Source organism: Streptomyces sp. NPDC002698 (assembly GCF_042888945.1).
In the GTDB taxonomy this organism is placed as follows: Bacteria; Actinomycetota; Actinomycetes; order Streptomycetales; family Streptomycetaceae; genus Streptomyces.
Map to the genome: position 1 here is coordinate 48,818 of NZ_JBIAQM010000042.1, position 5,416 is coordinate 54,233.

Annotated in this window: 3 protein-coding genes and 1 pseudogene; 1 reads left to right on the forward strand and 3 read right to left on the reverse strand. The window is 72.5% G+C overall.

What is annotated here, in order from left to right:
* Positions 1–124: 124 nt before the first annotated feature.
* From ACFYW9_RS35850 to ACFYW9_RS35860, 3 genes are all read right to left on the reverse strand, one after another.
* Positions 125–1,684: a mucoidy inhibitor MuiA family protein gene (locus ACFYW9_RS35850; protein ID WP_389159308.1), complete on the reverse strand. Its 1,560-nt coding sequence runs from the start codon at positions 1,682–1,684 to the stop codon at positions 125–127.
* An 8-nt stretch (positions 1,685–1,692) separates the two neighbouring features.
* A complete protein-coding gene (locus ACFYW9_RS35855) occupies positions 1,693–3,912 on the reverse strand; it encodes a DUF4139 domain-containing protein (protein WP_389159309.1) in 2,220 nt (739 codons plus the stop codon).
* Positions 3,913–4,089: 177 nt separating this feature from the next.
* The gene (locus tag ACFYW9_RS35860; RefSeq protein ID WP_389159310.1) at positions 4,090–4,707 is read right to left on the reverse strand and encodes a hypothetical protein; all 618 of its coding nucleotides are present in this window, start codon (positions 4,705–4,707) and stop codon (positions 4,090–4,092) included.
* Between the two features lie 268 nt (positions 4,708–4,975).
* On the opposite strand from ACFYW9_RS35860, the pseudogene ACFYW9_RS35865 reads away from it, so the two are divergent.
* A pseudogene (locus ACFYW9_RS35865) lies at positions 4,976–5,314 on the forward strand (phosphotransferase); the annotation flags it as partial.
* Positions 5,315–5,416 lie beyond the last annotated feature (102 nt).

A 5,416-nucleotide genomic window follows, 5' to 3' on the forward strand; every position in this document is an offset into this window, starting at 1 on the left:
GCCCCCCCGCCCCCCCGCCCCCCCCCCCCCGCGGCGCGCGCCCCCCGCGCCCCGCCCCCCCCCCCCCCCCCCCCCCCCCCCCCCCCCCCCCCCCCCCCCTCGTCCCCAGGAACGTCACCAGGGTTCAGAGGCCGGTGACTTTGGCGTTCGCCGTCACTTCGTAGACCAGGGTGACGGTGCGCCGGCCGCCGGGTGGGAGGACGAGGTTCCAGCGGGCGATGCCGTCGGCGTCGACGGTGTCGGGGGCGGGGGAGCAGGCTTCTTCACGCAGACGGGTCTGCACCGCCGAGATCTCCGGGACCGGAATCCGTTCGCGGAGGACGATCACCCGCTCGTCGTGTTCGTCGGGGGTGGAGAACCGGGACAGGTGCACGCGGACCGTGCGGGTGAGCACGGTGCGTTGACTGATCGCGGCGGTGTCACGGGTCTCGTCGGTGTGCCGGGTGACCCGGTGGTCGTCGCGGCTGCCGTAGGCGAGTTCGACGGGGGCACCGGAAGCGGTGAGGTCCAGGGTGCCGCGGCCGCTGAACTGGCTGCCGAGGACGAGGTCGACGGGGCCGGCGAGCAGGGTGTGGCCGGACAGGTTGTCGAACCGCACCACGTGGGTCACCAGCGGGGACAGCTCGGGCGCGCAGGCGTATTCGCTGCTCGCGGTCGTGGTGAAGGAGGAGAGCGGCACGCGGTGGGCGCGGCCGTCCGCGGGCACACCGACCGGTGCGGGGGAGTGGAGCACCCGTACCTCGCCGCCGTCGTCCACTCCCGGCAGGCCGAGCACGGGGGCCGGACCGAGGTCCGCGATCTCCTCCTCGCGCAACTCGACATCGACGGTCCGGCGCTCCGCGGAGGAGCGGTCCTGGAGCGTGAGCCGGTCCTCGCTCAGCCGGGGCGGATCGGTGGCCAGCGTGGAGCGGGCCGTCGACAGCGTCAACCGTACGTCCGACCAGTCCTCGCCGGTGCGCTGCCAGACCGTAGCCTCGGTCTCCAGCGTGAGTTGATCCCCGTCGAGCACGGCCCGGTAGGAGGGCCGCCACAGCGCGCACGCGGTGAGGTGGCTCAAGCGCAGTTCGGCCGGCCCGGCGACCGCGGCCTCCACCGTCAGTTCGATGAGGCCGGTCTGCTCGGCGGGTTCCTGCTCGGCGAGGCCCATGGCCTGTCGGGCTGTGACGAGCTCGGTGGTCAGGGAGGCCAGGCGGGCTTCCAGGGCGCGTAGTTGCTCGCCGTGGGAGTCGCGCTCGTCATCCACACGGCTCAGTTCGAGGGTCCAGCGGGGTCCTTCCATCTCGCCGAGGCCCGCGCCTTCGCCGATCTCCCGCAGCAGATCAGTGGCGAGACGGCCGAGCGTGTCGAGGCGGGCCTGGAGCCGGTCGCGCTTCCGGCTCAGGGCGAGCAGCTCTTCTTCGAGAGCGTGCACGCGGTGGCGCAGGGCGGAGTCGTGGTCGGTGGGCCGGGGTCCGCGCGGAGTCCAACTGCGGACGATCCGCACGTCGAGCACGGTCGCCGGGTGTTCGGCCGTCAGCTCGGCGTGGAGCGTACGGTCGACGACCAGCGCGCTGACGGGCCCCAGACGCAGCCGCTGGACTCCGGCCTCGAGGTCGAGCACGGTGGTGCGCTCGACGTGGGCGCGGTCCTCCAGGCAGGTGACCGCGGTGACGGGGAGGGGGATCGGTTCCGATGCCGTGGACATGGGGTGGGTCAGCTCCTGCGGTTGCCGCCGGCCAGGGCCTTGGCGGACGGGATACGGATCTCGTAGCCGCCGTCGAGGGCGGTGGTGGCGCCGGCGGGCAGGTCCACCCGCCAGAGGCGGGTGCCGGGTGCGTGGTGTTCTCCTTCCGCCTCGTCCCGGGGAGTGGCCCAGTCGGCCCGTTCCTCGATCCGGATGTCCGTGTCGGAGGCGACCGGGACCCGCTCGCGGACCTCGACGGTGACGGGCCCGGCGAGCTGGTTGGTCAGCTCCACATGGACCCGGTGGTCGAGCACGGTGGTGGTGCCGCGCATTCCCGACGTCGACTCGTGCAGGTTCGTACGACGGGTCACCCGGATGCCCTCGGCCGGTCCGAGCCCCACCCGGCGCACCCCGCCGGGGGCGAGCGTGGGCAGTGCGGCCGTCAGCAGGAAGTCGTCGCCGACGCTCACCTCCATCGGGCCGGCCAGCAGCGCCTGGTCGGTGGAATTGGAGAGCACCAGCGTCGCGTACACGGTCTGCTCCACGGACGGCACGCAGAGGTAATCGGTACGCAGACCGACCGGGATCTCGCCGACGGTGACGGTGTGCCAGGTGCCGTCCGAGGGAATGTCGGCGCGGGCGACGGCGTCGAAGCGGTGGTCGAAGGAACCGGCCGATTCACGGGGCCGTACGGCGTGTCCGGGCAGCGGCAGCACGGCCACCGTCTCGGCGCGGCGGCGGTGCTCGGCTGCCACCGGATCGAAGTCGGAGTCGGGAAACAGCCGGCCCCGGCGACCGCCCTGCTCGTCGGGGCCGCACAGGACGAGGGCGGTGTAGTCGAGTTCGGCACCGCTCGGCTGCGGCGGACCGGACACCGGCACCGCCGCCGGCGGCGGTGCGTCCCGGTTGGGAGCGGCGGGCGCCGAGGGAGGTGGCGGCGCGGCCTGGCCGGAGGCGCCGGGGGCCTCCGGCCAGGCCGCGCCGGCACGTGACCTGCTCCCCGGTCGGGACGGGACCGGCTGCGTGAAGGCACCCACGCCGCTGTCGAAGACCTCCGGGTACGCGCTGTCCGGCGAGAAGGCGGGGGGCGGTGCGCCGTAACCCTGAGGTGTCGGCGGCGCCGGGGTGAACGGCCGGCCGTGGTCCTGGGCCGTCGGTGACCCCGCGGCGAGCGGCCGGCCGTAACCCAGAAGGGTCGGCGACGCCCCGGTGAGCGGGTGGCCGTAACCCTGCGGCTGCGGTGGCGGTGGCGGAACGGGAGCGGACGCGAAGCCGCCCGCCGTGGCCACGGTGCCGCCCCCGGCGGGCAGGGGAGCGGTGGCCGTGGCGGGGCGAGGGCCCGTTCCGTCGTATCCGGCGAACAGGTCGGACAACCCCGTCGGCGGCTCGCGCCATCCGGAGGGCGCGGGGGAGGACTGGCGGCGTCCGATTCGCAGGGAGCGCAGCCTGGGCAGGTCGGTACGGCGGCGCAGGTCGGCGGTGGCCAGGGCGATGCGTACGCCGGTCCAGTCCTCGCCGGTGCGCTGGGCGACGGAGGCGCGCAGCACCAGACGGCCGCTGCTGTCGCCCCGGCGGTGGGTGAGACGGTAGGCCGGCACCCATACCGCGCCCGGTACCCCGTACTCCAGCTCCACTTCCGCGTCACCGGTGCCGTCGAAGGTCACGACCGCCGAGACCGTGGTCTCCACCTGTGTGTGCGGTGCGTCGGTGGAGGCGCGAGCGAGCCGGTCGGTGGCCACGCGGAGCATGTGCTCGACGTCGCCCAGCGCCTCCTCCAGTTCGACGAGACGGGCGTGCAGCCTGGTCAGCCGCTCGTCGACGAACCCGGCGAGCTCCAGCCACGCATCGACCGGGGTGCGGCGGTGCGGGTCGTCCGGCCCGCGGGGCGGCACGACCGGCCGTAGAGCCCTGACCTCCTCGATCAGGCTCAGCTGCCGGTCCCGGCGTCCCTGCGCCGCCGCGCACTCCTCACGCAGCCGTTCCACCTCGCCCTGCAGAGTGTCGGGCACGGCGGCGTCGAGCGGTTCGGCCTCGGTTTCCACCCGGACCTCGACGACGCGCAGCCCGGAGACGCCCGTGACACGAGCCCGCAACGACCCCGGATCCAGTGAACGCGGCAGTCCCGTCACCCGGACGCGGCCGTCCGGCGGCACGCTGCCCCGCGCCAGGCGGCGGCAGACCGCGCCCTGCGCGTACACCACGACCGAATCGAGGGCCGACCCCCACCTGTGCGCCGTCTCAGCCGTCATGTGCTCCGTCCCCCGCCGCGCTCGTGCTGAGCGAAGCCTACGTCCAGACGATCCGTGCTTCCCGAGGAATGTCATGGAACCCATGTGGCCTGGGGCTGCCGGTTCCAGAAGCGCGCCGTGCGGGCCGACGGCATGCGCGATACGGATGCGAGGGCGCCGCGGCTGTACGGGGGAGGGTCAGCGGGTGTGGGACGATCCCGAGCCGCCCGGGGTCCGAGGTGCCCAGGTAGGCTCTGCCGTGGCTTCCTTCATGGACGGTTCGTCCATCAGGACGTGCCAGCCGTCGTCCCCCGCGTTCCCGTCGAGGCGCACGTTGATCTCCTTCCTCTGCCCGGTGTCCTGGAAGTACAGGACGACGGTCTGACGCTCGGAGCCCTCGTCGTGGAAGTCGGCTGTGACCTTCCCTCCCGCTCCCTTTCCGAATGCCTTGATCCAGTTGTCGGCCGTGCTGCGTGCGGCGTCCTCACCGCCGTCACCGGTGGCGAGTGCCGCGAGCCGGTCGGGGGAATCGTCCGCGAGCCGCCAGACGAGTTGTTGCGTGACGCCGAGCGATCCGGTGGAGGGGTAGCCGAGCACGTGCAGGGGTTCATGACCGGCGTAGTCCTCGGCATAGCGGACGTCGTCCGTGGACGAGCACCCGGTCAGCGCCGCGAACAGCACACCGGCCGCCAGCGCTGCGGTGATCGGGCCGCGCGCCGGGGTCCCTGCCCCCGTCCGGCACTCCTGGGGCGGATGACCAGAACTCGTTCCGGACCCCTGCCGACTGTGCCGCAGCACGGATTCATGCCTGGTCATGCTTCCTCGGGCTCTGTCGAACGCCGCGCGAACGCGGCGTGAGGCAAGATCTTCCGTTCTCGAGGATGTTCGCCATGGCCACGACGTTCCGGGAACCAGGGGTGGATCGCACAACTTGGGGGTGCGCCCGGTCACATCGGGTCGGCGGTGTGCGTTCCGGCCGCGGAGGAAGTCGGCGGTCGTCCCCGAGCTCGGGAGATCCAGCCGGGGAGCTGGATCTCCCCAAGCGCAAGGTGGCGTTCGCCTACCTCAAGTACGGTGACTCGGCATGATCGAATCCGAGTTTGGGATCAGTGAGGATCTGGTCCGCGACCTGCTTCGAGAACAGCATCCGGACCTGGCCGAACTGCCGATCCGTGAAGTGGCGGGCGGCTGGGGCAACCAAATGTGGCGCCTCGGTGACGAGTTGGCCATCAGGATGCAGCGGATGGACACGAGCCCCGATCTGCAGCTCAAGGAGCGTCGGTGGCTTCCGATTCTGGCCGCTCGCCTGCCACTGCCGATTCCCGTCCCACTGCGGAACGGTGTACCGTCCGAGCGCTTCCCCAAGATCTGGACCGTCATGACATGGGTCGAGGGCACGCCGTTGGACCACGGCTCGATCACTGAGATCGTTTCATCCTGATCTCGCAGGTCACGGGGCTGGTGTGGGGTGGGAGTGGCGGACTCGTGCGGGTCAGGAACTTGATCGTTCCGGGGAGATCGTCTG

Coding starts and splice junctions, on each gene's coding strand:
- ACFYW9_RS35850 (WP_389159308.1), bottom strand. CDS start 1,684: ATGTCCACGGCATCGGAACCGATCCCCCTCCCCGTCACCGCGGTCACC.
- ACFYW9_RS35860 (WP_389159310.1), bottom strand. CDS start 4,707: ATGACCAGGCATGAATCCGTGCTGCGGCACAGTCGGCAGGGGTCCGGA.
- ACFYW9_RS35855 (WP_389159309.1), bottom strand. CDS start 3,912: ATGACGGCTGAGACGGCGCACAGGTGGGGGTCGGCCCTCGATTCGGTC.